2 protein-coding genes and 1 pseudogene are annotated in these 3,584 nt (G+C 42.1%); all 3 read left to right on the top strand.

What is annotated here, in order from left to right; all coding sequences use genetic code 11:
• Positions 1-989: pseudogene (locus tag C1720_RS13890) on the top strand (hypothetical protein); the annotation flags it as partial.
• Positions 990-2,061: 1,072 nt separating this feature from the next.
• The gene (locus C1720_RS13455; protein ID WP_146007061.1) at positions 2,062-2,418 is read left to right on the top strand and encodes a hypothetical protein; all 357 of its coding nucleotides are present in this window, start codon (positions 2,062-2,064) and stop codon (positions 2,416-2,418) included.
• 45 nt (positions 2,419-2,463) lie between these two features.
• Complete coding sequence (locus tag C1720_RS12430; RefSeq protein ID WP_102284687.1) at positions 2,464-2,970, top strand: hypothetical protein; 507 nt, start codon at positions 2,464-2,466, stop codon at positions 2,968-2,970.
• The last annotated feature ends 614 nt before the right edge of the window (positions 2,971-3,584 follow it).

Genomic DNA, 3,584 nt, shown 5'->3' with positions numbered 1-3,584 from the left:
TGATTGCCGCATCACAGGCGCAAATGGTGGATGCGCCCGCCTTGAGCTATGGGCTGTTTCATGCGCAAGTCAAACCCAACAAGCTGTATGGCCTTGTCAACCGGGGCGTCACGTTTCAGGGCTTGAACATGGACATAGGCCACTTGCGGCATGTGCGCTGGGTGAAAGATGATGATCCCAAGAGCCAGATTAACAAAGACCCCAATCTCGCCCAAAACGGCAAAACAGCCGCGCAAAACCGCTGGATTGCCTACAACAGGATGAGAGGCCAATACGCCAGTGCAATGGAGCATGCGGCGCCTGAAGCGTTTTGGGTGGATAAAACGAAGTGCAGCTACGCAAACAGCAATGGGCAAATAGAAAACCCAACGCTGAAGCCGTGTGCGGAAGGCATATCCGCCGTGAAGGCTATTGCCATCGCGCAAGCCGAAGGGCAGAAGATTTACACGATCAACAAACAGAATGCGCAGACGGCGCTGCAAAAGTTGCCCATAGGCGGAGAAGTAGGCAGTGAAATCAGGAATGCCGTCAATGCCGGCAAGGAAGTGACCGTGCATGAAAAGAGCATCAACAAGCACGGGTGGAAGGGGTTTGGGTATATTGTTATTGATCCGGAAACCGGGGCCGGGGCTTATTTGATTGAGGGGAGTGGGAATGGAAGCTATTTACTAGGAATAGTGGCAGGATTCGCCTTGGTTTCTTTTCTTGCCGCATTAATGATTCCTGGTGGTGTTGTGTTGTTGCCTGCAATGGCAGCAGGCTTTGCAATAGCTCTTGAGGGGTTGGCATTGGTGCATATGTTAATGGCAAAAAGCATAGATTGGCAATGCTTCACTGCGGGATTTCTTACAGCACTAACACCACTTGCCATATTATATACAGGATTTGGAATAACATTAAAAGCGATTGTAGGAATGCTGTTAACCGCTATTCCTATTGGGGAAGCAGTATTCGACTTTACCGGAAGCCGAACAGGATGCATGAGATGACAATAATTATATATATAATATTTATATTATTCACAGGAATAACGTCAATATTCATCAAAGAATGGCAGTTATTAATTGGGTGTATCCTGATTGGCGGAATGACATTGTTAGCCAGATCCATCGGTTGGTGGATTATTATTGCAAACTTAACCCTGTTTTCATATACATTGATTGTTATTTTTAATACAAAAGATCGGCATTGATATTATATCTCGGTAGATCGGTAATGCGTTGACATCATAAGATGGTATGGAACATGCCTTGTCTATTATTGTTATTGATCTGGAAGCTAGATTAGGGGTTTTTCTGTTTGAGAGGGGAGAAATAGAAGTAGTGATTGATCTTTTTATCAGTGGATAATATTACCTTATTTGGCATTTTGTGCTTCATATCTAGGCACAATGGCTGCTATATACGACTCCTCTTTCGACATGCTTGTCAAATGTTTCATCGTCGGATTCGTCGCATCCATAGCATTATTTCACTACCATCGAATAGGCGCAGGGACAAGTGCGACTAAAGATCTGCAATTCATTGTCGGGACGGTATTCTTTAGTTGGCTGGGACTCTCCCCAAAGATCTCTTTAGTGGAATGCATAAAATGATAAAATTTATCAGAGAGAAAAACTATTTCATAAGCTATTGCCTAGCTATATTTTATTTATGGGTTTTATATAATATATACACGAAAAATGAGATCACTAATCAACTGGTGTTTATTGTGTTATTTTCGCTAGGAGATGTTGTAAATTTTTGCATATGTTTATTTATAGTTGGTGGAATAATTATATCTAAAATTGCGCCTTATGAAGCAACGATACCTAATTTATTGCTGTCATTTGGCGCAAGCTTCATTATTTCTTGCTTGTATTATATATTTAACTCTAACAGCATCTTTAGAGAGGATTAATAAATTCGCATCACGCACAAAAATGTTAGCAGAGTCCCAAAAAAACAAAATCAGCAAACTCTTGTTGTTCTGGCTGCAACAGCCGTATTGACTGCATTAGCCATCATCTCCACGAATACCAATGCTGCATCAAGTAGAGACTAGAAATATCAGCAGTCCAGAGTGAGAATACAGGTTCAAGAGAGTCAGTATTGCAATAACGTAGGGAGTATAACATTTAATACTCTGCCTAGAGAAATCATTAAAGGCGAAATCGGTGTCGGCGTAACCATTACGCAAGCTGAGCAAGGCATGGGAAAATTACTGGCGAGAGCGGCAGTAGCGCCTTGGATTCCAAACAAGTTTTTACCTGGCCTAGCATCAATGAGTGCTCAGACATTGTCCAAGTTGCAACAATTACGTCCTTATGGAGTGAGTAAGATCGGAAATATCGATGCGGTTTCGTCGCAACAAATGTATAAAAAGACATGCTTTCGCATTGATGTCGATAATCTTTATGGAACGAATTTCAAGCAATAATCATGTCTAAACATAATACTCAGATTGGGAAAATAAAAAAACTGCATGGAAAAAGAAAGGAGCAGGCTATATTTTATCATCAGGAATGCCGTCAATGCCGGAAAGGAAGTGACCGTGCATGAGAAAAGCATCAACAAGCACGGGTGGAAGGGGTTCGGGTATATTGTTATTGATCCGGAGACGGGGGCCGGGGCTTATATCATTGAGGGGAGTGGGAATGGAGACATATTAATGCTAATTGGCGTCATTTATATGATGGCGGCGCTTATTTTATTTATTACTATTGGAGCCAGCACAGGAGGATTGGGATTAATTGCAGCAGGCACCGGATTGATTGCATTTGCTAATTTTCTTATAGCAGGCATATCAATATACATGGCTGGCTTGATGCTTGCTACAGGAAACAAAAGAATATGTGCAGCCTTTATGAGCGTTTACGCAGGAGCAAGCTTGAGTTTGCTTGCTCTCTCATTTAATGTTCTTGATATGGCGATGGGGCAAGCTGCTGGAAATTTCTTTAGTGGATTTGCCTTCTCAGACCATTGCTCATGATGAGAAAACATATTACACCTATCGTATGGGGCATATGGATAATAGCAAATATATGCCCTATATTTCAACAAAATATATTTGTTGCGATTATCTATGCAACATCTCTGGTGCTCATGGGAGCATGTGTTAATTTTAATGAAAACAAACAATCATCAATAATATTATTTTATATATTGATAGCTTTTCCCTATTCTATATCCTTAACCTATATCAAACCCGCCCTGAATTTCATGGGTATTTTTATGTTATATATTTCGAGCTTTGCGGCAATCATGCTGCTAATTTTGAGAAAAAGAAATAAATCATCGTGATAAATGTGTAGTGGGATATTTATGCCATTTCATTGCCTCTTGTGTCCTTAAAAACAGGAGCAAATTCAGCCCTATCAAAAAGCCATTTGTCGCAGTAAGTACGGGGACTTCATGCTATCAATCAAGGAGCAAGTCAGGCTGCTTCTTTGAACCTTGTTCACTTTGCACCCGCTACGCACCCGACGCCTGGATTCCCATGGACGCCAGCTTCAAGCAATACACCTACAGCGACGGCATGGATCTTCAGCAGGCCGTGCCGCTGGATGCGGCTGCCCTGATCAGCGCCGCCGGGCAAGGCGCGCA

Source organism: Ottowia massiliensis, assembly GCF_900240305.1.
Lineage (GTDB): Bacteria > Pseudomonadota > Gammaproteobacteria > Burkholderiales > Burkholderiaceae_C > Ottowia > Ottowia massiliensis.
This window is presented reverse-complemented; position numbering and strand designations above follow the sequence as displayed.